The sequence below is a fragment of the Streptomyces sp. CB01201 genome, assembly GCF_002803085.1.
Lineage (GTDB): Bacteria > Actinomycetota > Actinomycetes > Streptomycetales > Streptomycetaceae > Streptomyces > Streptomyces hundungensis.
On record NZ_NNBJ01000006.1, the window covers coordinates 121051 to 143919 of the forward strand.

Annotated in this window: 19 protein-coding genes and 1 tRNA gene; 15 read left to right on the plus strand and 5 right to left on the minus strand. The window is 70.9% G+C overall.

Annotation, left to right across the window (positions count from 1 at the left end; translation table 11 throughout):
* Positions 1-294 precede the first annotated feature (294 nt).
* Genes CG740_RS14650 through CG740_RS14690 form a run of 9 tightly spaced genes read left to right on the plus strand, consistent with a single transcriptional unit; the run spans position 295 to position 10880 of the window.
* Positions 295-1041 (plus strand): SDR family NAD(P)-dependent oxidoreductase, encoded by a 747-nt coding sequence (locus CG740_RS14650; RefSeq protein WP_100575560.1) that lies wholly within the window; start codon positions 295-297, stop codon positions 1039-1041.
* Positions 1038-1595 (plus strand): NAD(P)H-dependent oxidoreductase, encoded by a 558-nt coding sequence (locus tag CG740_RS14655; protein ID WP_100575561.1) that lies wholly within the window; start codon positions 1038-1040, stop codon positions 1593-1595. The genes CG740_RS14650 and CG740_RS14655 overlap by 4 nt, the downstream gene beginning before the upstream one ends.
* Positions 1595-3157, plus strand: coding sequence for an AMP-binding protein (locus CG740_RS14660; RefSeq protein ID WP_100575562.1), 1563 nt, complete (start codon positions 1595-1597; stop codon positions 3155-3157). Before CG740_RS14655 ends, CG740_RS14660 begins: the two co-directional genes overlap by 1 nt.
* Positions 3147-4664, plus strand: coding sequence for an FAD-dependent oxidoreductase (locus CG740_RS14665; RefSeq protein ID WP_100575563.1), 1518 nt, complete (start codon positions 3147-3149; stop codon positions 4662-4664). Before CG740_RS14660 ends, CG740_RS14665 begins: the two co-directional genes overlap by 11 nt.
* A complete protein-coding gene (gene menD / locus CG740_RS14670) occupies positions 4648-6381 on the plus strand; it encodes a 2-succinyl-5-enolpyruvyl-6-hydroxy-3-cyclohexene-1-carboxylic-acid synthase (RefSeq protein WP_100575564.1) in 1734 nt (577 codons plus the stop codon). Before CG740_RS14665 ends, menD begins: the two co-directional genes overlap by 17 nt.
* Before the next feature lie 27 nt (positions 6382-6408).
* Entirely contained in the window at positions 6409-7395 is a 987-nt protein-coding gene (locus tag CG740_RS14675) for a 1,4-dihydroxy-2-naphthoyl-CoA synthase (RefSeq protein WP_100575565.1), read from the plus strand.
* A 9-nt stretch (positions 7396-7404) separates the two neighbouring features.
* Entirely contained in the window at positions 7405-8583 is a 1179-nt protein-coding gene (locus CG740_RS14680; protein ID WP_199846447.1) for an AMP-binding protein, read from the plus strand.
* Between the two features lies 1 nt (position 8584).
* A complete protein-coding gene (locus CG740_RS14685; protein ID WP_100575566.1) occupies positions 8585-9685 on the plus strand; it encodes an oxidoreductase in 1101 nt (366 codons plus the stop codon).
* The gene (locus CG740_RS14690) at positions 9678-10880 is read left to right on the plus strand and encodes an isochorismate synthase (protein WP_100575567.1); all 1203 of its coding nucleotides are present in this window, start codon (positions 9678-9680) and stop codon (positions 10878-10880) included. The genes CG740_RS14685 and CG740_RS14690 overlap by 8 nt, the downstream gene beginning before the upstream one ends.
* Positions 10881-11059: 179 nt before the next feature.
* Here CG740_RS14690 and CG740_RS14695 read toward each other — a convergent pair.
* Positions 11060-11142, minus strand: a tRNA-Leu gene (locus tag CG740_RS14695).
* A gap of 377 nt (positions 11143-11519) precedes the next feature.
* On the opposite strand from CG740_RS14695, the gene CG740_RS14700 reads away from it, so the two are divergent.
* From CG740_RS14700 to pknB, 6 genes are all read left to right on the plus strand, one after another.
* Positions 11520-12392, plus strand: coding sequence for an FhaA domain-containing protein (locus tag CG740_RS14700; RefSeq protein WP_100575568.1), 873 nt, complete (start codon positions 11520-11522; stop codon positions 12390-12392).
* Between the two features lie 10 nt (positions 12393-12402).
* Complete coding sequence (locus CG740_RS14705; protein WP_100575569.1) at positions 12403-12936, plus strand: FHA domain-containing protein FhaB/FipA; 534 nt, start codon at positions 12403-12405, stop codon at positions 12934-12936.
* Positions 12937-13065: 129 nt separating this feature from the next.
* Positions 13066-14544 carry a Stp1/IreP family PP2C-type Ser/Thr phosphatase gene (locus CG740_RS14710; protein ID WP_100575570.1) on the plus strand — a complete coding sequence of 493 codons (1479 nt, stop codon included), beginning with the start codon at positions 13066-13068 and terminating at the stop codon, positions 14542-14544.
* A 26-nt stretch (positions 14545-14570) separates the two neighbouring features.
* The gene (locus tag CG740_RS14715; RefSeq protein WP_100575571.1) at positions 14571-15992 is read left to right on the plus strand and encodes an FtsW/RodA/SpoVE family cell cycle protein; all 1422 of its coding nucleotides are present in this window, start codon (positions 14571-14573) and stop codon (positions 15990-15992) included.
* Positions 15989-17458: a penicillin-binding transpeptidase domain-containing protein gene (locus CG740_RS14720; protein WP_100575572.1), complete on the plus strand. Its 1470-nt coding sequence runs from the start codon at positions 15989-15991 to the stop codon at positions 17456-17458. The genes CG740_RS14715 and CG740_RS14720 overlap by 4 nt, the downstream gene beginning before the upstream one ends.
* A 187-nt stretch (positions 17459-17645) precedes the next feature.
* Positions 17646-19673 carry a Stk1 family PASTA domain-containing Ser/Thr kinase gene (gene pknB, locus CG740_RS14725; protein ID WP_100575573.1) on the plus strand — a complete coding sequence of 676 codons (2028 nt, stop codon included), beginning with the start codon at positions 17646-17648 and terminating at the stop codon, positions 19671-19673.
* Between the two features lie 128 nt (positions 19674-19801).
* Here pknB and CG740_RS14730 read toward each other — a convergent pair whose 3' ends face one another.
* Genes CG740_RS14730 through CG740_RS14745 form a run of 4 tightly spaced genes read right to left on the minus strand, consistent with a single transcriptional unit; the run spans position 19802 to position 22633 of the window.
* Positions 19802-20539 (minus strand): class E sortase, encoded by a 738-nt coding sequence (locus tag CG740_RS14730; RefSeq protein ID WP_100575574.1) that lies wholly within the window; start codon positions 20537-20539, stop codon positions 19802-19804.
* A 26-nt stretch (positions 20540-20565) separates the two neighbouring features.
* A complete protein-coding gene (locus tag CG740_RS14735; protein ID WP_100575575.1) occupies positions 20566-21888 on the minus strand; it encodes a class E sortase in 1323 nt (440 codons plus the stop codon).
* The gene (locus CG740_RS14740) at positions 21819-22457 is read right to left on the minus strand and encodes an aminodeoxychorismate/anthranilate synthase component II (RefSeq protein WP_100575576.1); all 639 of its coding nucleotides are present in this window, start codon (positions 22455-22457) and stop codon (positions 21819-21821) included. The genes CG740_RS14735 and CG740_RS14740 overlap by 70 nt, the downstream gene beginning before the upstream one ends.
* Positions 22454-22633, minus strand: coding sequence for a hypothetical protein (locus tag CG740_RS14745; protein ID WP_100575577.1), 180 nt, complete (start codon positions 22631-22633; stop codon positions 22454-22456). Before CG740_RS14745 ends, CG740_RS14740 begins: the two co-directional genes overlap by 4 nt.
* Positions 22634-22869 lie beyond the last annotated feature (236 nt).

Below are 22869 nucleotides of genomic sequence, written 5' to 3' on the forward strand. Positions count from 1 at the left end.
GGACAAGGAGCCCTGGAGAGCCACTCCGCCGGCCCCAGTGATCGTCCGCGCCCCCTTCCGACGGAACAAGAAGGCACCTGAAAGTGCCCATCGCGGGCGCCGCCACGGCCGCTGGCCACCGCCGGAGCGCGCAGAGTATAGGCACTTAAAAGTTCCTACTTGAACTACTTCCGGCCCCGGACGAAGCTCTTCACCAGAGCCGGACACGGCCCGGCGGCAGCAGGATCCGCCGCCCGATTCCCCCCTCGCCGCGCACATCGCCGCACGGCACCCGCATCCAGAGGAGCACTTCCCATGAGCAACCGCGTCGCTTTCGTCACCGGCGCCGGCAGTGGCATCGGCCGCGCGTCCGCCCTGCGCCTGGCCGAGCTGGGCCACGACCTGATCGTGCAGAGCCTCACCCCGGACGGCCTGGACGAACTGGCCATCGAGGCCAAGGAGTTCGGCGCCACCACCACCGCCCTGACGGCCGACTTCTCCGACATCGACGCGGTGGCCACCCTGTGGCCCCAGGTCGAGGAGGCACTGGCCGGCCGCACGCTCGACTTCGTCTACCTCAACGCGGGCATCGCGCCGTTCGGCGACCCGACCCAGCTCGGCGAGAAGGACCTGAGCCGCCTCCTCCAGATCAACACCGTCGCCCCGTACGGGCTCGCGGTCCGCGCCGCGGAGCGGATGACCGCCCCCGGTGGCCAGATCGTGTTCACCGGCTCCGGTCTGACCCGCTACGCCTACCCGGCGCTCACCGGCTACGGCATGAGCAAGATCACCCTGGAGTACCTGACCACCAACCTCGCCGTCCTGCTCGGCCCCAAGGGCATCACCGTCAACCTGCTGGCCCCCGGTGTCGTCGACACCAACATCAACGCCGGCTGGCTGCGCGACAACGACGAGGCCGCCGCGGCGACCCGTGCCACCTCGGCACTCGGCAAGATCGCCAAGCCGGCGGACATCGCCGAGATCATCGGCCTGCTCGCCCAGTCGACGTCCCAGGCCATCACCGGCCAGCGCCTCGACGTCTCGATGGGGACCGAGCTGTGAAGATCGCCGTCATCTACCACAGCCTGAGCGGCAACGTTCATCTGCTGGCCCGCGCCGCCGCCGAGCACGCCGAGGCCCTCGGCCACGAGGTGGGCGTCCACCGCCTGCCCGAGATCGACGAGCCGGAGCGCACCGCCGAGGTCCACAAGGCGGCCCTCGAAGACCTGGCCGACGCCGAGGTCGTGCTGTGGGGCACCCCCGGCCGGTACGGAGCCATGTCGGCCCCGGTGAAGCACTTCGTCGACCAGACCCTGCCGCTGCACCTGGCCGGCGGCCTCGCCGACAAGTTCATGACCACGTTCGTCTCGACGGCCACCAACCACGGCGGCCAGGAGAGCACGGTCCTGTCCTTCAACAACATCCTCTACCACTGGGGCGCGGTCATCGTGCCGGCCGGACTGACCGGCCCCGAGCAGCACACGCCCCTGAACGGCAATCCCTACGGGATCAGTTCGGTCTCCGGCCGTGAGCCGGAGAACGTCCCCGAGGAGAACCTCGCCGCCATGCGCTACCTCGTTGACCGCCTCGTCTCGATCGCCGGAGGTGCCCGCTGATGTTCCCGATCAAGGAGCTCTTCAAGCCCACGTCCCGTCCGCTGTACCTCTACGAGAACTTCCGCCAGGCGGCCGATGCCCACCCCGCCTCGATGATCCACCTCGACGCCCCGCTGTCGGCCTACCCCGAGATCGGTCTGCACGTCACCTACGCCGAGGCGGCGGCCGCCGTCGCCCGTCGCGGTGAGCAGTTCATCGCGCAGGGCATCGCACCGGGCGACCACGTCGTCGTCTACAAGTCCGCCCTCTTCGACAGCTACCTCCTCGCGGTGGCCGTCTCCTACGCCGGTGCCGTGCCGGTGATGATCTCCCCGCACCTGGACGCCGAGACGGTCACGGTGATGGGGGCCCGGCTCAAGCAGCCGTGGCTGGTCTTCGACGCCGCGACCAACGACAAGGTCGCCGCCATCACCTCGGTGGACGAGGCGCGCAAGCTCGACACCCAGGTGATCAGGGACACCGTGGTCGAGAAGCCGGGCGGTCCCGCCCGCAAGCCCGCGGTGCGCGACATCGCGTACATGACGCACACCTCGGGCACCACCGGCATCCCCAAGTTCATCGCCCACTCCCCCACGTCGATGGGCTGGCGCGTCACCTGGCAGCGCCGGGTGCTGTCCTTCGTGGACCGCCAGGGGCTCATCGCCTTCCACATCTCCCCGGTGCACAGCCGCTTCAACATCGGCATCTCCTCGCTGATGTCGTACGGCTTCTCCTTTCTCAACATCGGCGATCCGCGCGAGGACAACGTCGAGACGATGCTGCGCCAGTACCGGCCGCTCGCCCTCGAATCGCACCCGAACCACCTGGTGCGCTGGACGTCCCTCATCGACCGCGACCCGTCGGTCTTCGCGAGCGTCAAGTACGTGCACTCGACGTTCGACGCGGTCAACAAGGGGACGATGCTCAAGTACCTGAACGCCTCCGGCCACCGGGTGCCGGTCTACCTCCAGGTCTACGGCCAGAGCGAATGCGGCCCCATGGTGGTCCGCGCCAACACCCGTACCTCGCTGCGGTACAGCGACGCCCGCGGCATGGGCTACGGCGTCCCCAAGCTGACCCGGGTCCGCGTCGTCGACGAGGCCGGCCACCCGCTGCCGCGCGGCAAGCAGGGCGTCATCGAGATGTCGTCGCGGGGCCGTGCGGTCACGTACTACGGGGAGGAGGAGCGGTTCGAGAAGAACCTCCGCGACGGCTGGTGGAACAGCGGCGACCAGGGCGAGATCACGCCGACCGGCCAACTGGCGCTGCACGACCGGCAGGTGGACCTCATCGACGAGGTCAAGAGCACGCTGGCGATCGAGGACGCGCTCCTGGACAAGCTGCACTTCCTCAACGAGGTCGTCCTGGTCCGCACCGCCGACGGCGACCCGCAGCCGGTGGTCTCGGTCTCCGACGGCCAGGAGATGGACTGGGACGCCTGGTGGGCCTGCGTGGCGGACATGCCGCGCCTGGAGGCGCCGGTGATCCTGCCCTTCGAGAAGTTCCCGCGCACCGCCACCATGAAGGTCCAGCGCAACCGCCTTGAGCAGCTGCTGCGCGGCGGGGCCTCCCATGCGGCCTGACACCGCCGGCCCGTCCGCCTCCCGGCAATCGACCGCGTTGATTGCCGGGGCGGGCCCCGCCGGACTCGCCCTGGCCGGCCTGCTCGGCTCCGCCGGCTGGCAGGTCACCGTACTGGAGCCGCTCACCGAGCGCCGCGCCGGAACCCGCGCCCCGACCCTGTGGCCGCCGGCCGCGCACCTGCTCGACACCCTCGGCGCCGGCCGACGGGTCCGCGCCCGCGCCCATCGCGTGGAACGGCTGCGCTTCGTCTCCGACGACGCGGAGCGCGACCTCGACCTCGGCCCGTACGCCTTCCACACGCTCCCGCAGGGGGAGTTGGAGGAGATCCTGGAGGAGCGGGCCGTCGACCTCGGCGCCACCGTCGTGCGCGGCGCGGCCGTCACCTCCTTCGTCGCGGGCGCCGACGGGCGCCCGCGGGTCACCGTCGGCCACGGCGACGGCCGGACCGAGCAGCTCACCGCCGACCTCCTGGTCGGCGCCGACGGGGCCCACTCGGTGGTGCGCGGGCAGCTGGGCGTCGAGTCGGCCGGCGAACGCTACGCCTCCCGTTTCGCGCTGCTCGACTTCACCGACGAACAGGGCCTGTTCCCCCGGGACACCTCGATCACGTGGGTGGGCCGGCGGGGCACGCTGGTCTCGGTGCCGCTGCCCGCGGGCGGCACCCGCGTCGTCGTCCCCGTCCTCGACCCGGACGCCGACCCGGCCGGCTTCCTGCTGAAGACCGCCGCCGAGCACGGCTTCCCGCTCTCCGTGGACACCGCGACCTGGCAGGCCGAGTTCCATGTCACCGTCGCCATGGCCGAGACGTTCGCCCGCGGCTCCGTCGCCCTGATCGGCGACGCGGCCCACGTCCAGTCACCGGCCGGCGGACGCGGCATGAACAACGCCCTTGAGGACGCCTTCGCCCTGGCAACCCAGCTGTGCGACAGGGCAGTCGGGGAGGCGGCCGAAGGTGCGGTCGACGTACCGGCCGCCCTGGTCCGCTACGACCTGCTGCGGCGCGCGGAGATGGCCGACGAGCTCGGCGCCATCAAGGAGACGACGGACCGCTGGGTGGGACGCACCGGCTCCGGTGAGCCCGAGCCGACCGCCGTGCGGCGGCCCCGGCGCTCCGACGTCCAGCGCACCGCGTGCATCCACCCGCGCCCGCGCCCCACCGCCGAGGGCGAGGAGCCGCCGGTCTGGTCCCGCGCCGGCTTCACCGGCTCCCGCATGGTCCTGTCCGACGCGCCGGAGACGGCCTGGCCGCCGCATCCGGTGGTCCTGGTCGGCGGCCCCGACGAGCCGGCCGTGCGCGGCGCGCTCTTCGCGGGGGCCCGGCGGGCCCGGTCCGCGGACCGCCTGGACGGCGGCGCCGCCCTGCCGCCCGGCGTGTATGTCACCACCGCCTCATCGGACATCCTCGGCCACTGGCCGTGGGAGCTCCTGAACGAACCCGACCCGAGCCCGGTCCTCACCCAGATCGGCCAGTGCATGGGGAGCCACCACCATGAACCACCACGCTGAACCGGGCCCCGCAGCCACCGCCGTGGAGCCGACCGTGACCGCGGCGGTCGTCGTGGACGAACTCGTCCGGGGCGGCGTCGAGACCTTCGTCTACTGCCCCGGGTCCCGCAACGGCCCCATCGGCTTCGAGCTGACCCGGCGCGCGGCGGCCGGCACGATCACCCTCCACGTCCGCCTGGACGAACGCTCCGCCGCGTTCCTCGCCCTCGGCGTGACCAAGTCGACCGGGGCCCCGGCCGCGGTCGTGACCACCTCGGGCTCGGCGGTGGCGAATCTGCTGCCCGCCGTGACGGAGGCCCACTACTCCCGGCTCCCGCTGGTCCTGGTCACCGCCAACCGCCCGCTCGCCGTCCTCGGCACCGGCGCCTCGCAGACCGTCGAACAGGCCGAACTCCTCACCTCGCAGGTACGCCACGTCCAGCACCTCCAAGTGCCGGAAGGGACCGAGGAGATGAACCGGGTCGTGCGGGCCCAGATCTGCCACGCACTCGGCATCGGCGCCGGGCGGCTGGCCGGCCGGCCGGGACCGGTCCAGATCGACGTGCCGCTGCCGTCCGGCATCCCGCCGCAGGACCGGGCGGTGCGCTTCCCGGCCGGGCGCCCCGAGGGGCAGCCGTGGTTTCGCACCTTCGACCGGGACCGCGGCGCCGCGCGGCCGTACCGCGTCGACCTGAGCCGCCCGACCGTCGTGGTCGCGGGCGACGGCGCCGACCTGACCGGCATCCCCGGGTCCGTCCCGCTGATCGCGGAGCCGACCGTCCCCCTCGAAGGACGCACCGCCCTGCATCCGTGGGTCCTCGACCACATCGGGCCCGAACAGGTCCTGGTGGCCGGGCGGCCGACCCTGCACCGCAACGTGGGCAAGCTGCTCGCCCGGCCCGACGTCACCACGATCCTGCTCGGCGACGGCGACGACGCCTGGGTCTACGCGGCCCCGCACATCGACGTACTCGCCGTGAACCCGGTGTTCGAGGGCACGGCCGCCCCCGCGTGGGCGGACCAACTCGCGCGGCTGGACGCCGTGTTGCGCCGCACCTGGGCCGAAACGCTCGACGAGCCCGGCCACCGCGGCACCGGGGTGGGCGTGGCGGAAGCCGTGGTCCGCGCCCTGCACCCCGGCGACCTTCTGTGGGTGGGCGCCTCGAACCCGGTCCGGGACGTGTCCCTGACCGCCGCGCTGCCGGCCGGGGTGCGGGTGCTGTCCAACCGCGGAGTGGCCGGCATCGACGGCAACATCAGCTCCGCCGTGGGCGCCGCCCTCGCCAACCCGGACCGCACGGTGGTCACCCTCGTCGGCGACCTCACCTTCGCCTACGACGCGGTCGGCCTCCAGAACGGCGTACTGGAACAGGTCCCCGCCAACCTGGTGGTCGTCGTCTCCAACGACGCGGGGGGAGGCATCTTCGAGGTCCTCGAACAGGGCCACCCCAAGTACCGCTCCGCACCGTACGGAGACACCTTCGAGCGGATCTACGGCGCCCCGCAGAACGTCGACTTCGCGGCCCTGTGCGGCTCCTACGGGGTCTCGCACCGGAGCGTCGAGCCCTCGGCGCTCGGCCCCGCGCTCGCCGCGGCCCGCGCCTGCGACCGCCCGATCGTCCTCGAAGTCCCGGTGGCCCGCACCCGGTTGAGGGAGCTGCACGCCCGCGCGAGCGAGCGGGCCACCGCCGCACTGAACACCATCGCCCCAGCCGGCGCTCCCGTCCTGGTCGGCTGACCAGCCCGAACGAGTGGAAACAGAGTCATGACCATCACCACCCCCGCCCCCGCCCCCGTCGCCCCGGCCGCCCCCGCCGAGGAGGTGGCCAACCCGTTCGACCCCACGGCATGGCGCGTCGTCGACGGCTTCGAGGACCTCACCGACATCACCTACCACCGGGGCGTGGAGCGCGACGCCGACGGCGCCGTGCTGCGCGACCTGCCCTGGGTGCGCATCGCCTTCGACCGGCCCGAGGTGCGCAACGCCTTCCGCCCCCGGACCGTCGACGAGCTGTACCGCACGCTGGACCACGCCCGGATGTCCTCCGACGTCGGCGCGGTCGTCCTCACCGGCAACGGGCCCTCCGCCAAGGACGGCGGCTGGGCGTTCTGCTCCGGGGGCGACCAGCGCATCCGGGGCCGTGACGGCTACCGCTACGCCGAGGGCGAGACCGCCGAGCACATCGACCCGGCCCGCGCGGGCCGGCTGCACATCCTGGAGGTGCAGCGCCTGATCCGCACCATGCCCAAGGTCGTCATCGCGGCGGTCTCCGGCTGGGCCGCGGGCGGCGGGCACTCGCTGCACGTCGTCTGCGATCTGACCATCGCCTCCCGCGAGTTCGGCCGGTTCAAGCAGACCGACGCCACCGTCGGCTCCTTCGACGCCGGGTACGGTTCGGCGCTGCTGGCCCGCCAGGTCGGACAGAAGTACGCCCGCGAGATCTTCTTCCTGGCCCGGGAGATCGACGCCGACCGGATGCGCGAGATGGGCGCGGTCAACGACGTGGTGCCGCACGCCGAACTGGAGCGCACCGCCATCGAGTACTGCCGGGACATTACCGCGCAGTCGCCGCAGGCCATCCGGATGCTCAAGTTCGCCTTCAACCTGCCCGACGACGGCATGGTCGGCCAGCAGGTGTTCGCGGGCGAGACGACGCGCCTGGCCTACATGACCGACGAGGCCGTCGAGGGTCGCAACGCCTTCCTGGAGAAGCGCGCCCCCGACTGGTCCGCCCACCCCTACTACTTCTGAGGGAACGTCGTGTCAGCCATCCCCCTGCGCCCGATCGTCCTGCCCGCGGAACCCGGCGCGGCCGTCCGTCTCCTGCTCCCCGAGATCGAGCGGATGCAGCGCGGCGGCGACGCCATCGCCCCGGTCTCCGATCCCGCTCAGACAGCCCACCTGCCCCCGACGGTCCCCGAGGGCACCGGAGTGGTCCTGTCCACCTCCGGTTCGACCGGGCCCCCCAAGCGGACCGCGCTGCCGCGCACCGCGCTCCTCGCCTCGGCCCATGCGACGCTGGCCCGCCTCGGCGGGCCCGGTGAGTGGCTGCTCTGCCTGCCGCTCGGATTCGTGGCCGGCTTCCAGGTCCTGTCCCGTGCCGTCGTCGGCGGCACCGGGGTCACCACACTCGCCGGCGGCCGCTTCGACGCGGCGGCCTTCGTGGCCGCGGCCCGCCGGATGGGAAGCGGGCGCCGGTACACGGCCCTGGTCCCCACCCAGGTCCGCCGGCTGCTCGCCGACGCCGAGGCACGGGCCGAACTGGCCCGGTTCGACGCGGTGTTGGTGGGCGGCGCACCGCTCGACCGGGCCACCGCCGACCGGCTGCGCGAGGTCACCCGCCACCTGTCCACGTACGGCATGACGGAGACCGGCGGCGGCTGCGTCTACGACGGGGTGCCGCTCGACGGGGTCCAGGTGCGGCTCGTCGACGACATCGTGCACATCGGCGGACCGACGGTGGCCGGCACCTACCTCGGTGCCGCCGAGGCAGAGCAGAGCCGGTTCTCCGTCGACGCCGCCGGAGTGCGCTGGTTCCGCACCGCGGACCGGGCCCGCTGGGACGCGGGCCGTCTGGTCCCGCTCGGCCGGACCGACGACCTCATCAACACCGGTGGGGTCAAGGTCTCCGCGGGCGCCGTCGAGGAGGTGCTGCTCGGTCTCGACTGGGTCGACAGCGCCGTGGTCATGGGCCTGCCCGACCCCGAGTGGGGCGAGCTGGTCAGCGCCCACGTCGTCCCGCGGGCCGGGATGCGCGCCCTCGGCAGCGGCGCCGTCCGCGAATCGGTGGGCCGGCTGCTCGGCCGGGCGGCGATGCCCAAGCGGGTCGTCTTCGGCGCGGACCTGCCGCTGCTGCCCAACTCCAAGATCGACCGTTCCGCGATCCGCACCCGGCTGAGCCTCACGCCGGCACCGGCCCCCCAGGACAAGGAAGGCTGACATGTCAGCAGAGCTCTTCTCACCGGTGCGGTTCGGCGACATCGACGCCGCCAACCGGATCGTCATGAGCCCGATGGGCCGCCGCAGAGCGGACGCCGACGGGACCCCGAACGACCTGATGCGCACCTACTACGAACAGCGCTCCTCCGCCGGCCTCATCGTGACCGGCAGCGTCCACCCCTCCCTGCGGGGCAAGGGCCAGCCCGGCAGCCCCCATCTGATCACCGCCCGGGACGTGGCCGCGTGGGCCAAGATCACCGGGGCCGTGCACGAGCGCGGCGGCCGTATCGTCGTGCAGCTGATGCACGCGGGCCTGGCCGCCCATCCGAGCGTCAACGGCGGCCGGACCTGCCTCGCGCCGTCGGCGGTCGTGCCCCGCGACACCGCCGTCCTGGACGGACGGACCGTCGAGCAGCCCGTGCCGCGGGCGATGACCACCGGCGAGATCGACGGCACCGTCGAGGAGTTCGCCCGGGCGGCGGCCCTGGCCGTGCGCGCCGGATTCGACGGGGTGGAGGTCCACGGCGGCAACGGCTACCTCGTCCACCAGTTCCTCGCCTCCGGCACCAATCTGCGCGACGACGAGTACGGCGGCGGTACCGACCACCGGATCCGCTTCGCGGTCCGCGTCGTCGAGGCCGTCTCGGCGGCCATCGGCCCCACCCGCACCGGTCTGCGCATCTCTCCCGGCTTCTCCGCCAACCGCCTCACCGAGGCGACCGCGGCCGAGGTCTACCCGGCCCTGCTCGGCCACCCCTCGGTGCGCCGCCTGGCCTACGTCCACACCATCACCGGCAGCGATCCGGGCGTCCTCGGCCTGCTGCGCACGCACCGGCCCGGCGGCTGGATCCACAACATGGGCACGGACCTGTCCTGGTCCGCCGGCGAACTGCGCGACCGGCTCGGCGGCCAACTCGCCGCCGGCGCCGACGCGGTGGCCCTGGGACGCCTCTTCGTCTCCAACCCCGACCTGGCCGAACGCCTTGAGCACGGGGCACCCCTGACCGCTCCCGACCCCAGCCGCTTCTACGGCGGCGGCAGCGCGGGATACACCGACTACGTTCCGTGGTCCGCACGGACCGGAGGGCCGATCCATGTCTGAACAGCGCTTCCCCGCACCCGGGACGGACCGCGCGAGAACCCCGTTCCTGCTGCACGGCCCGAGCACCTCGGCGAGCCTGGAGGGCCCGCTGAGCACCTTCACGGATCTGGCCGAGGCCGAACTGGCCGTCCGCGGCGGCGCGTTCGGCGACCTCGTCGCCGGCGCCGTCCCCTTCGACCCCGCCTCCGGCACCTCCTCCTTCTACCTGGGCCGCCGCGCCGCCCACCGGCCGTCCGCCGCACCGGCCCGCGACACGGGGTCCTTCTTCCCCGACGTCCCCTTCAACGACACCGAGATCGCCGGCTACATCCGCCTGGTCGATTCGGTGCTGCCACTGCTCCGGTCGCCGGGCAGCGCCCTGGAGAAGGTCGTCGTGGCCCGTGCCGAGCGGTTCCGGTCGACCGGCAGCGCGTCCATCGACCCGCTGCACCTCTACGGCCGCATCGCCGACCTCTATCCGCGCGTGCACAGCTACCTGGTCGAGCACCTCCACAGCCCCGGCGTCCACACCCTGGGGGCGAGCCCCGAACTGTTCCTGCGCAAGTCCGGCGACACCATCACCATGACGCCGCTCGCGGGCACCGTCCCGCGCGATCCGACGCTGACCCCGGCCGAGGACGAACGGCGGGCGCGCGCCGAGCTGTTCACGGACAAGTTCCTCGTGGAGCACCGCCATCTCGTGGAGTTCATGCTCGCGAACCTGGCCCCGTTCTGCACCCTCGTCGACCACCCCGGCCGGCCCGAGCTGATCGAGGCGCCCGGCGTCTGGCACCTGGGCACTCCGATCCGGGCCCGGCTGCGCGGCTTCGACGTCCGCGTCGCCGACCTCGTCTCGGCTCTGCACCCGTCCCCCGCCGTCTGCGGGGTCCCGCAGGCCGCATCGCTGGAGCTGATCACCGCGAACGAGTCCGCACGCGGCTACTACGGAGGCCTGGTCGGCTGGCTCGACAGCGACGGCGACTGCGAGTTCTACATGGCCCTGCGCGGACTGGACTACGACGCCAACGACGGCCTGCTCACGCTGCGCGCGGGCGGCGGCATCGTCGCCGACAGCCGCCTGGACGTGGAGTTCGCGGAGACCAGCGCGAAGCTCGCGACCATGCGCCACGCCCTCGGCATCGTGAAGCCGGTGCGCACCCGGCTGCCGGCACCCGCCGTCCCGGCCCCGCGCGTGCCGCTCGTCGCCGCCGTGTGAACCACGCGCCGTCCCCGGCCCGACACCCCAGTGAGGTACCCCACACCGGAACCCGGCCGAAACCCGCCGTCGTGCCGCGCCCGGCTCCCCGGGCCCGGACATACAGAAACGGGCTGATCGCTTTCACGATCAGCCCGTTTCATCGGTACTGCTGCGGGCACTTCGTCTGTGCCCTGTTGTGCGCGAGGGGGGATTTGAACCCCCACGTCCCGAAGGACACTGGCACCTGAAGCCAGCGCGTCTGCCGTTCCGCCACTCGCGCAAGAGTGGTGTGCTGGGCTCTCTCACTTTTCGGTGCGATTGCCTGGCGACGTCGAGAAGATTAGCACGCTGGACAGGGTGGATTCACATCCGTTGTTTGCGGCCACCCTGGAGGGGAGGAGCAGATCAGTGAGAGGCAACCCCCGGCATCGTTACCCGCTCCTCCTGAGTGCACCCGAGGTGCGGGACACTGTCGGGAAGCCACCTCTACGATCCGTACGAAGGGTGCGTGTGAGAGGTGACACTCGTCCACAGGGCACAGAAGGGGAACCAGCCGATTTCCCGACGCGTGGATACGATCAGTAAGCAGTACCAAGAGAGCGACTCAGAGCAGAACCGGCAGCAAGACCAGGACGACAACGACGGAGGAGGTGCCCCATGGGAGTCCTGAAGCGTTTCGAGCAGCGGCTCGAAGGCCTGGTCAACGGCACCTTCGCGAAGGTCTTCAAGTCCGAGGTCCAGCCCGTCGAGATCGCAGGCGCGCTCCAGCGCGAGTGCGACAACAACGCGTCGATCTGGAACCGGGACCGCACGGTCGTCCCCAATGACTTCATCGTCGAGCTGAGCGCTCCGGACTTCGAGCGGCTCAGCCCGTACTCGGGCCAGCTCGGCGACGAGCTGTCCGGCCTGGTGCGCGACTACGCGAAGCAGCAGCGCTACACCTTCATGGGCCCGATCAAGGTGCACCTGGAGAAGGCCGAGGACCTCGACACCGGTCTGTACCGGGTGCGCAGCCGCACACTCGCGTCCAGCACCGACCAGCAGGGCCACCAGGGCCCCCAGGGCGCGGGCCCGGGTGCCCCGCAGCGGCCCGCCCCTGCGGCGCCGCAGGGCGGCCGTGGTGGCTACGGCTACCCGCCGGCCGCTTCCGCCCCGCCCATGCCGTCGGCGCCGCCCCCGGGCCGCCCCTCCGCCTCGCCCGGGGAGCACCGTCCGGCGGCTCCGGGGCCGATGCCGGGCGGGCAGGGCCAGGTGCGACGCTGGATCGAGATCAACGGCACCCGCCATCAGATCTCCCGCCCGACTCTGGTCCTTGGCCGCAGCACCGATGCGGATGTGAGGATCGACGATCCCGGCGTCTCGCGCCGGCACTGTGAGATCCGGACCGGAACGCCCCCGACGATCCAGGATCTCGGGTCCACCAACGGCATCGTGGTGGACGGGCAGCACACCACCCGCGCTACGCTCCGCGACGGCTCGCGGATCGTCGTGGGCAGCACCACCATCGTTTACCGGCAAGCCGAAGGGTGAAGCGGGGGCAATGTCAGAGCTGACCCTCACGGTCATGCGGTTGGGTTTCCTCGCCGTACTGTGGCTGTTCGTCATCGTGGCCGTTCAGGTCATTCGCAGTGATCTGTTCGGAACGCGCGTCACCCAGCGCGGTTCGCGCCGGGGCAATGACGCCAACCGGCAGCAGCAGACCGGCCGGCAGGCCGCGGCCGCCGCACCGCCGCCGCAGCGCGGCCAGCAGCAGGGCGGGGGCGGGCGCCAGCGCCGCGGCGCCCCGACCAAGCTGGTGGTCTCCGAGGGCACCCTGACCGGGACCACGGTCGCGCTCCAGGGGCAGACCGTCACGCTGGGCCGGGCGCACGATTCGACGATCGTCCTGGACGACGACTACGCGTCGAGCCGCCATGCCAGGATCTACCCGGACCGGGACGGCAATTGGATCGTCGAGGACCTCGGGTCCACCAACGGCACCTATCTGGACCGGACCCGGCTCACCACCCCGACCCCGATTCCGCTGGGCGCGCCGATCCGCATCGGCAAGACCGTCATCGAGCTGCGGAAGTAGTACGACAATGAGCGAGCGGAGCGAGCGAGCCGCGGCGGTCTTCAGGGACCGGGACGGGCTCCCGACCGGAGGGTGGGCAGTGTGGCTCGACATGACCGGCCGTACCCCGAGCCGACAGGCGAGGTGCGCATGAGTCTCTCCCTGCGTTTCGCCGCCGGATCGCACAAGGGCATGATCCGCGAGGGGAACGAGGACTCCGGCTACGCCGGTCCCCGTCTCCTCGCCATCGCCGACGGCATGGGCGGCCAGGCCGCCGGCGAGGTCGCCTCCTCCGAGGTGATCTCCACCCTGGTCACGCTCGACGACGACGTACCCGGCTCCGACATCCTGACCTCGCTCGGCACCGCCGTGCAGCGGGCCAACGACCAGCTGCGCATGATGGTCGAGGAGGACCCCCAGCTGGAGGGGATGGGCACCACGCTCACCGCTCTGCTGTGGACGGGTCAGCGCCTGGGCCTGGTGCACGTCGGCGACTCGCGCGCCTACCTGCTGCGCGACGGCGTCCTGACCCAGATCACCCAGGACCACACCTGGGTCCAGCGGCTTGTCGACGAGGGCCGCATCACCGAGGAAGAGGCCACCACCCACCCGCAGCGCTCGCTCCTGATGCGCGCCCTGGGCAGTGGCGACCACGTCGAGCCCGACCTGTCGATCCGTGAAGTGCGGGCCGGCGACCGGTACTTGATCTGTTCCGACGGCCTGTCGGGGGTGGTCTCCCACCAGACGATGGAGGAGACCCTCGCCAGCTACCAGGGCCCGCAGGAGACCGTGCAGGAGCTGATCCAGCTCGCGCTGCGCGGCGGCGGCCCCGACAACATCACGGTGATCATCGCCGATGTGCTGGACGTCGACGCCGGGGACACCCTGGCGGGCCAGCTCAACGACACGCCGGTCATCGTCGGCGCGGTCGCCGAGAACCAGTTGCAGCTCAACGACGGCGGCGCCATGCAGACCCCGGCCGGCCGCGCCTCCGGGCTCGGCCGCCCCGCGCCCGCGCCGCAGGGCGGCTTCGGCCCGCCCGGCAGCGGTGAGGACAGCGGCTACGGCAACCCGCCCGAGGGCGCCTTCGGCTCCTACACCGACGAGGACTTCGTCAAGCCGCGCCGGCGCGGCAAGGGCCGCTGGATCCGCAGATCGCTGTACATCGTGCTGGCCCTGGCGGTCGTCGGCGGCGGCCTGTACGGCGGCTACCGGTGGACGCAGACGCAGTACTTCGTCGGCACCAACAACGACGGCAGTCCGCATGTGGCGCTGTACCGGGGCATCAGCCAGGACCTGGCCTGGGTGAAGCTCTCCAAGGTGGAGACCGATCACCCCGAGATCGAACTCAAGTACCTCCCGCAGTACCAGCGCAACCAGATCGACTCGACCATCGCCGCGAGCAGCCTCGACAAGGCGCAGGCCAAGATCAAGGAGTTCGCGACGCAGGCGTCCGCCTGCAAGAAGGAGGAGGAGCGACGGGCCGCGGAGGGCAACACCCCCGCGAAGCCCGCCACGGGCGCCACCGGCGCCCCGTCCAACAAGACCGCGACCACCGCATCTCCCACACCCGGCCCCAGCCTCTCGGAGGACGAGCAGAAGCTGGTCTCGCAGTGCGGTAAGCAGTAGGCAGCCGTAGGGGGCCTTTCCACACCATGAGCGTTGTCACCAACACGACCACCATCGGCGCGATCGAAGCACCGAGCCGCCGCAACACCGAGCTGGCCCTGCTGATCTTCGCGGTGGCCATCCCGGTGTTCGCGTACGCCAATGTGGGGCTCGCCCTGACCGGCAAGCTCCCCTCAGGCATGCTCGGATACGGTCTGGGCCTCGGTTTGATGGCGGGTGTGGCGCACTTGGTGGTGCGCAAGTTCGCCCGGTACGCCGACCCGCTGCTGCTGCCGATCGCGACGCTGCTCAACGGGCTCGGCCTGGTGCTGATCTGGCGCCTGGACCAGTCCCCGCGGCTGATCCAGCGCGCGAAGCTCGCCTGGGGCAAGTTCTCGCCCGACGCCCCGCACCAGCTGCTGTACACGGCGATCGGTGTGGCGCTGTTCATCGGCGTACTGATGCTCCTGAAGGACCACCGCATCCTCCAGCGCTACACGTACATCTCGATGGCGGTGGCGCTGTTCCTGCTCGTCCTGCCGATGTTCTTCCCCGCCGTCAACGGCGCCAAGATCTGGATCTCGATCCCCGGTCTCGGCACCATCCAGCCCGGCGAGTTCGCGAAGATCATCATCGCGATCTTCTTCTCCGGCTACCTGATGGTGAAGCGCGACGCGCTCGCACTGGCCAGCCGTCGATTCATGGGTCTGTACCTGCCGCGCGGCCGTGACCTCGGGCCGATCCTGGTCATCTGGGCGCTGTCGATCCTGATCCTGGTCTTCGAGACCGACCTCGGCACCTCGCTGCTCTTCTTCGGCCTGTTCGTCGTCATGCTGTACGTCGCCACCGAGCGCACCAGCTGGATCGTCTTCGGTCTGCTGATGTCGGCGGTCGGCGCGGTCGGTGTGGCCTCGTTCGAGCGCCACGTCCAGTCGCGTGTGAACGCCTGGCTGGACCCGTTCGCCTGCTACACCTCCGACAAGAGCGGCGCCTGTGAGCAGATCGGCCAGGCCATCATGTCGTTCGGCTCCGGCGGCACGCTGGGCGCCGGGCTCGGCCAGGGCAACTCCGACCTCATCGGCTTCGCCGCCAACGCCGACTTCATCCTCTCCACCGTCGGTGAGGAGCTGGGCCTGGCCGGAATGATGGCGCTGCTGCTCCTGTACGGCCTGATCGTGGAGCGCGGTGTGCGCACCGCGCTCGCCGCCCGCGACCCGTTCGGCAAGCTCCTCGCGATCGGCCTGTCCGGCGCCTTCGCGCTCCAGGTGTTCGTCGTCGCCGGCGGTGTGATGGGCCTCATCCCGCTGACCGGTATGACGATGCCGTTCCTCGCCCAGGGCGGTTCCTCCGTCATCGCCAACTGGGCGCTGATCGGCATCCTGATCCGGATCAGCGACACCGCGCGCCGGCCCGCCCCGGCCCCCGCCCCGTCCTCCGACGCCGAGATGACCCAGGTGGTCCGACCGTGAACAAGCCCCTGCGCCGGATCGCGATCTTCTGCGGTCTGCTCATCCTGTCGCTGATGATCCGCGACAACTGGTTGCAGTACGTACGGGCCGACGAGCTGAACGCGAACGAGCACAACCGCCGCGTCCAGATCGAGCGCTTCGCCCATGAGCGCGGCAACATCATCACGGCCGACGGCCAGACGATCACCGGCTCGGCGGAGACGTCCGGCACCGACTTCAAGTACAAGCGGGTCTGGAAGGACGGCCCCATGTGGGCGCCGGTCACCGGATACGACTCGCAGGCGTTCGGCGCCACCCAGCTGGAGAACCTGGAGGACGGCATCCTCTCGGGCACCGACAACCGGCTCTTCTTCGACCGGACCATGTCGATGTTCACCGGGGACAAGAAGAAGGGTGGCAATGTCATCACCACCCTGAACAGCAAGGCCCAGAAGGCCGCGTTCGACGGGCTGGGCGACAAGAAGGGCGCCGTCGCCGCCATCGACCCGCGCACCGGTGCGATCCTGGCGCTCGCCTCCACGCCGTCCTACGACCCGTCCACGTTCGCGGGCAACAGCAAGAAGGACTCCACGGCCTACAACGCCCTGCAGAAGAAGGCCGACCCGAACGACCCGATGCTGAACCGGGCCCTTCGCCAGACGTACCCGCCGGGCTCCACCTTCAAGGTGGTCACCGCCGCGGCCGCGCTGGAGAACGGCCTGTACTCCGGGATCGACGACCCGACGAAGTCGCCGGTGCCGTACATCCTGCCGGACACCGCCCACCAGCCGCTGAACAACGAAGGCAACATCCCCTGTGAGAACGCCACGCTGAAGGTGGCTCTCCAGTACTCCTGCAACACCGTCTTCGGCAAGATCAGCGCCGACCTGGGCAACGACAAGATGAAGGCCGAGGCCGAGAAGTTCGGCTTCAACAAGGAGATCTTCAACCCGGTCCGCACGGACGCCAGCGTCTTCCCGAAGGACAACCGCCCGCAGAACGCCATGGCGGGCATCGGGCAGGCCTCCAACCGCGCCACCCCCCTTCAGATGGCCATGGTCGCCGCCGCCGTCGCCAATGACGGCAAGCTGATGAAGCCGTACATGGTCGACCAGCTCCAGACGCCGAACGTGGACGTGCTCACCAAGACCCAGCCGGAGCAGATGAGCCAGCCCATGTCGGCCGCCACCGCGCAGAAGCTCCAGAAGATGATGGAGTTCGTCGTCACCGACGGCACCGGCAAGGCGGGGCAGATCGACGGCGTGACCGTCGGCGGCAAGACCGGCACCGCCCAGCACGGTGTGGACAACAAGGGCAACCCGTACGCCTGGTTCATCTCCTACGCGAAGTCCGGCGACGGTTCCCCGGTCGCGGTCGCCGTGGTGATCGAAGGCTCCGACACGACCCGTGACGACATCGCGGGTGGCAAGCTCGCTGCCCCCATCGCCAAGAACGTCATGAAGGCGGTGCTCGACAGCAAGAAGTGACCCGGGCTGTTTCACGTGAAACATCGTCCGTTTCACGTGAAACATCACACGTGCCCTGTACCGGTCCGGTATCAGGTGGCGGCCGCGAGCTGATCGGCTTGCGGTGCCCGGTAGCGTATGCGCGAACAGCACACCGCCGGACCACCCATGGGTACGGTCGGGACAGACGGAGAGGGCTGGATTAGCTATGGAAGAGCCGCGTCGCCTCGGCGGGCGGTACGAGCTGGGCCAGGTGCTCGGCCGTGGTGGTATGGCGGAGGTCTACCTCGCGCACGACACCCGGCTCGGCCGCACCGTCGCCGTGAAGACGCTGCGGGCCGACCTCGCCCGCGACCCGTCCTTCCAGGCCCGCTTCCGCCGTGAGGCCCAGTCGGCCGCCTCGCTCAACCACCCGGCGATCGTCGCTGTCTACGACACCGGCGAGGACTACGTCGACAACGTCTCCATCCCGTACATCGTGATGGAGTACGTCGACGGTTCGACCCTGCGTGAGCTGCTGCACTCCGGGCGCAAGCTGCTGCCCGAGCGGACCCTGGAAATGACCATCGGCATTCTCCAGGCCCTCGAATACTCGCACCGCAACGGCATCGTCCACCGCGACATCAAGCCGGCGAACGTCATGCTGACGCGCACCGGCCAGGTCAAGGTCATGGACTTCGGCATCGCCCGCGCCATGGGCGACTCCGGCATGACGATGACGCAGACCGCGGCCGTGATCGGCACCGCCCAGTACCTCTCCCCGGAGCAGGCCAAGGGCGAGCAGGTCGACGCGCGAAGCGACCTCTACTCCACGGGCTGCCTGCTGTACGAGCTGCTCACCGTCCGGCCCCCCTTCGTCGGGGACTCGCCGGTCGCGGTGGCCTATCAGCACGTACGCGAGGAGCCGCAGGCCCCGTCGAACTTCGACGCCGAGATCACGCCCGAGATGGACGCCATCGTCCTCAAGGCACTGGTCAAGGACCCCGACTACCGCTACCAGTCGGCGGACGAGATGCGCGCCGACATCGAGGCCTACCTGGACGGCCAGCCCGTCGCCGCGACCGCCGCCCTGGGCGCGGTCGGCTACGGCAACGGGTACGACGGCTACAACAGCGGCTACGGCAACGACCAGCCGACCACCGCGCTGCGCCAGACCGACCCGGGTGGCGGGCAGACCTCGATGCTGCCGCCGGTCAACGCGGACGACGGCGGCTACGGCTATGACGACCGCCCGGACCGGCGCCGCCAGAAGAAGTCGCACACCTCGACGGTCCTGCTGATCCTGGCGGGCGTCCTGGTGCTGGTCGGAGCGATCCTGATCGGCAAGTCCGTCTTCAACAACAGCGCCGACAGCAGCTCGATCGACGTGCCCACCCTCGTGGGCAGCAGCCAGGGCGACGCGGAGAAGCTGGCGATCAACGCCGGCGTGAAGATGTCCGTGTCCAAGAACGAGCCCTGCCCCGACCAGCCCAAGGGCAACATCTGCTCCCAGTCGCCGGCGAACGGCACCATGAAGAAGGGCGAGACGGTCACCGTCACCGTCTCCACGGGCGCGCCCAAGGTCGAGGTCCCGGACGTCACGCAGAAGGACAAGGACAGCGCGTCCCAGCTGCTCACGACCAAGGGCTTCCAGGTGAAGACCAAGGAGGTCGAGTCCAGCGCGACGCCGGGCACGGTCGTCACCCAGGACCCGACGGGCGGCTCGCAGGCCGAGAAGAACTCGACGGTCACGCTTTCGATCGCCAAGAAGCAGACCACCAATCTGCCGGACGTCACGAAGCGGGACTACAACTCCGCGGTCCAGCAGCTCAGTTCCCTCGGCTTCAACAACGTGTCCCGCCAGGATGTCGATTCCAACGACCCGCAGAACCAGGTCGTCTCGATGAGCCCGAGCGGCAACACGAGCCAGCCCAAGGACGTCCAGGTCGTCCTGAAGGTCTCCAAGGGACCGCAGACGACCCCGACGCCCCCCGGCCAGGCGCAGATCCCGGCGAACCTGATCGCGATGAGCGTGAAGAAGGCCACGCAGGCACTGAACGACGCCGGCTTCAGCAACATCCAGTTCGCGCCCGGCAGTTCGAACGACGACAAGGCGCGCGTCACCGGCGTCACGCCCGGCCCCGGCACCATGGCCGACCCGAACCAGCCGGTCACGCTGTCCACCATGGGTGGGAGCGGCGGCAACGGTGGGAACGGCGGCAACGGCGGCGGAGCCATCGGCGGCTGGTGGGACTAGCCGGCCACGGCCCTCGTCAGCGCTGAGAGCCCCGGACTCCCAGCATCGAGCCCCGGCACCCTGTGAGGGTGCCGGGGCTCAGTGCTGTGCCGGAGGCGGCGAAGGCGGCGAAGGCGGCCCCAGGGCGGCTAGCGCAGCTCGGCCGGCGGGGTGCGCTTGGCGTCGACCTTCTCCGTGCGCACCAGCTCGCCCCACACGATGTAGCGGTACTTCGAGGTGTAGACCGGGGTGCAGGTCGTCAGGGTGATGTAGCGGCCGGGCTTCTTGGCGCCCGATTCCTTGGGGACCGGCTGGAGCACGTCGACGTTGTACTTCGAGGTCTCCGGCAGCTCGGCGAACACCTTGTAGACGTACCAGGTGTCCTTGGTCTCGAAGACGACCGGATCGCCGGTCTTCAGCTTGTCGATGTTGTGGAACTTGGCGCCGTGGCCGTCCCGGTGGGCGGCGAGCGTGAAGTTGCCGTCCTTGTCCGTGCCGGGCAGCGTCGCCTTCACCGGGTCCGTGTAGTACCCGGCCACACCGTGGTTGAGGACGTCGGTGTCGGTGCCCTTCTCGACGAGCACCTCGCCGTTCTTCATCGCCGGCACGTGCAGGAAGCCGATGCCGCCCTTGGTGTCGAGCGCGCCGGGTCCCGTGGCGGCGGCCCAGTCGCGGCGCACGTTGTCGCCCTGCTTGGAGGCCTCGCGGTCCGCCATGACGTTGGTCCACCACAGCGAGTAGACGACGAACAGGGCGAGCAACAGGCCCGCCGTGATGAGGAGTTCGCCGAAGACGCTGATGGCGGCGGCCACCCTGCCGTGGCCGCGCCGAGCCGGAGGCGGCCCGGACCTGCCGGTCCGCTCCTCGTGGTCGGTTCCTGTCGCCACCGCACCCGCCCCTGCTGTCCGTTCGGTCATCCCACGAGCGCGTCGGGCTTGCCCTTGCTGCGCGGTCGGTCGTCGACCATCTTGCCCCACACGATCAGACGGTAGGTACTCGTGAATTCCGGCGTGCACGTCGTCAGCGTCAGATAGCGGCCGGGCTTGGTGAATCCGGATCCCACCGGGATCGGCTTGAGCACCGAGACGTTCGACGGCGGGGTCTGCGGCAGCTCGCTGGTGATCTCGTACGTGTAGTACGCCTCCTGCGTCTCCACGACCACCTTGTCGCCCGCCTTCAGGCGGTTGATGTAGCGGAACGGCTCGCCGTGGGTGTTGCGGTGGGCGGCGACCGCGAAGTTGCCCGTGGGGTCCGACGGCATCGCCGTCTTCAGACCGCCCTCGTCGTAGTGGCCGATCATGCCCTTGTCGAGCACCTTGGCCTTGCTGGTGCCCTGCGCGACGGGGGCGACGATGTCGAGCTTGGGGATGTGCATGATGGCGAAGCCCTGGCCCGGCGCGAACGTCCCGGGCTTGCGGCCGTCCGCCCAGTCCTGCGTGATCTTCTTGGTGGCGCTGCCGGCTTCCTGGTGGGCGCGGACGTTCGTCCACCACAGCTGGTACGTCACGAACAGGAGCATCACCACGCCGAGCGTGATGAAGGCCTCGCCCAGGACCCGGCTGGCGATCACCGCCGGGCTGTCCTTGCGCGCCTTGGCCGCGCGGCGCGCCTCGGCCCGGGTGAGCCGGCGGCCGTCCGGCCCGGTGGCGGGAGCGGCAGCGGGAGCGGGAGCGGGCGCCGCGCGCCCCTTGCCCTTGGCGGCCTTGCGCCGCTCGGCCCGCCCGCCGGTGGCCGGCGGAACGACCACGGCCGGCATGGCCCTCGTGGACGCCGGGTCGGCCGTGGAATCCCCGGCCGCTGTCGGCTCGGCGACGGATATGGGCTCGGAGATCGGTGCCGGTATCGGTGCCGGTGCCGGTATCGGTGCCGTGGTGGACGGATCGGCCGTCGTGACCGGTCCGGACATCGGCTCGGGCATCGGCTCGTGCGCGGGGTACCAGTCCTGCTGATAGGGCGGGGGGACCGGCTCGTACCACTCCTGGGGCGCGGCCACGGGCTCGGGCGCCCCCATGGGCCCCGGCGGGTAGACCGGCCCGGATGCGGGCTCCTGTACGGGGGCTGACGCCTCGGGCGCCGGGTTGTCGGAGCGGAACCAGGGCGACTCGTGGCCGCCCTGCGGCAGGGGGTCCGTCAGCGGGTCGTACTCGTGCTCCGGGCGCGCCGAAGTCACGCCGCGGCCTTGCCCACCACCGGCGCGAGCCCCGCCGAGCGCCCGACGGCCCCCGCGTCCCCGCATCGCACCAGCCAGTTGGCCAGCATCCGGTGGCCGTGCTCGGTCAGCACCGACTCGGGGTGGAACTGGACGCCTTCGACGGGCAGTTCACGGTGGCGCAGGCCCATGATGATGCCGTCCTCGGTGCGCGCGGTGACCTCAAGTTCGCCCGGCAGGGTGGCGGGCTCCGCGGCCAGCGAGTGGTAACGGGTCGCCGTGAACGGCGAGGGGAGCCCGGCGAAGACGCCGGCGCCCTCGTGCAGCACCGGGGAGGTCTTGCCGTGCAGCAGTTCGGGGGCCCGGCCCACGACACCGCCGTACGCGACCATCATCGACTGCATGCCGAGACAGACGCCGAAGACGGGGACGCCGGTCGCGGCGCAGCGGCGCACCATCTCGACGCAGACTCCGGCCTGTTCGGGCGAGCCGGGTCCGGGGGAGAGCAGGACGCCGTCGAAACCGTCCTGGGCGTGCCGGAGGGAGACCTCGTCGTTGCGGACGACCTCGCACTCGGCACCCAGCTGGTACAGGTACTGGACCAGGTTGAAGACGAAGCTGTCGTAGTTGTCGACTACGAGAATGCGCGCACTCACCGGACTGCCGTCCCCATCCCCTGGTCCACCGTCACGTCGTTGAACGGGAGCAGCGGCTCCGCCCACGGGAAGACGTACTGGAAGAGCACGTAGACGATCACGAGCACCATCGCGAGCGAGATGAACGCCCGCAGCCACGCGTTGCCCGGCAGATGCCGCCAGATCCAGCCGTACATGCTGTCCCCGCTGTCCCTTCCGACGATCGTTACGGCACCAGACTAGGGCCTGTCCGGCGGATCTGGTCGCCGTCGAGCGACCTCGGCTTTGCGGTGCTGGTGAGCGGGGGCCTGGTGCGTCCAGCTGCAAGGCGGAGGAGGGCGACGACGCGGAGCGTCGGCAACCGACGACAACGCCGCAGATGGGCGTGCCAGGCCCCCGCGTCCCAGACAAGATCCGCCGGACAGGCCCTAAG

Bases quoted from the DNA above. Each gene is read 5' to 3' on its own strand.
- CG740_RS14735 (WP_100575575.1), bottom strand. From the start codon at position 21,888: ATGCGGGGACGCGGGGGCCGTCGGGCGCTCGGCGGGGCTCGCGCCGGT.
- CG740_RS14650 (WP_100575560.1), top strand. From the start codon at position 295: ATGAGCAACCGCGTCGCTTTCGTCACCGGCGCCGGCAGTGGCATCGGC.
- CG740_RS14710 (WP_100575570.1), top strand. From the start codon at position 13,066: ATGAGTCTCTCCCTGCGTTTCGCCGCCGGATCGCACAAGGGCATGATC.
- CG740_RS14685 (WP_100575566.1), top strand. From the start codon at position 8,585: ATGTCAGCAGAGCTCTTCTCACCGGTGCGGTTCGGCGACATCGACGCC.
- CG740_RS14660 (WP_100575562.1), top strand. From the start codon at position 1,595: ATGTTCCCGATCAAGGAGCTCTTCAAGCCCACGTCCCGTCCGCTGTAC.
- pknB (WP_100575573.1), top strand. From the start codon at position 17,646: ATGGAAGAGCCGCGTCGCCTCGGCGGGCGGTACGAGCTGGGCCAGGTG.
- CG740_RS14705 (WP_100575569.1), top strand. From the start codon at position 12,403: ATGTCAGAGCTGACCCTCACGGTCATGCGGTTGGGTTTCCTCGCCGTA.
- CG740_RS14745 (WP_100575577.1), bottom strand. From the start codon at position 22,633: ATGTACGGCTGGATCTGGCGGCATCTGCCGGGCAACGCGTGGCTGCGG.
- CG740_RS14675 (WP_100575565.1), top strand. From the start codon at position 6,409: ATGACCATCACCACCCCCGCCCCCGCCCCCGTCGCCCCGGCCGCCCCC.
- CG740_RS14690 (WP_100575567.1), top strand. From the start codon at position 9,678: ATGTCTGAACAGCGCTTCCCCGCACCCGGGACGGACCGCGCGAGAACC.
- CG740_RS14700 (WP_100575568.1), top strand. From the start codon at position 11,520: ATGGGAGTCCTGAAGCGTTTCGAGCAGCGGCTCGAAGGCCTGGTCAAC.
- menD (WP_100575564.1), top strand. From the start codon at position 4,648: ATGAACCACCACGCTGAACCGGGCCCCGCAGCCACCGCCGTGGAGCCG.
- CG740_RS14715 (WP_100575571.1), top strand. From the start codon at position 14,571: ATGAGCGTTGTCACCAACACGACCACCATCGGCGCGATCGAAGCACCG.
- CG740_RS14665 (WP_100575563.1), top strand. From the start codon at position 3,147: ATGCGGCCTGACACCGCCGGCCCGTCCGCCTCCCGGCAATCGACCGCG.